The organism is Paraburkholderia sp. SIMBA_053 (genome assembly GCF_046534895.1).
In the GTDB taxonomy this organism is placed as follows: Bacteria; Pseudomonadota; Gammaproteobacteria; order Burkholderiales; family Burkholderiaceae; genus Paraburkholderia; species Paraburkholderia caledonica.
Window position 1 is genome coordinate 1 of the sequence record NZ_JAWRXU010000214.1, and the last position, 365, is coordinate 365.

The window sequence follows — 365 nt, forward strand, 5'->3', positions numbered from 1 at the left end:
CATAAATGGTGCATCAGGGTTAGGAATATTTTCTTTAGCCTTCACTCGTCTTGGTTGATAATAGTTAACTCCAAGAAGATCCACTGTATTGAACTTAATTAAATCAAGATCTCCTTCTTCCATCACTGGCATATATCCTTCTTCTTTTAAAATAGCAACAAGCTCTGCTGGAAATTCTCCTTTTACAGACGGATCAAGAAATGAACGATTAAAGAAGGCATCTGCAATTTCAGAAGCCTTTACATCGGCGGGATGTTGGCTTCTTGGGTAAGAAGGTGTCAAGTTAAGAATGATACCTATTTTTCCATCTTGTTTTAATTCTCTGTAGGCTTGGATTGCCATTGCGCTGGATAGAATGGTATGAT

General features: G+C 37.8%; 1 protein-coding gene. It reads right to left on the bottom strand.

Annotated features, from left to right (window positions below; all coding sequences use genetic code 11):
- Positions 1-357 (bottom strand): family 1 glycosylhydrolase (locus tag SB753_RS35320; protein ID WP_410804711.1); only part of this gene is annotated, 357 nt, incomplete at its 3' end.
- Positions 358-365: the final 8 nt, after the last annotated feature.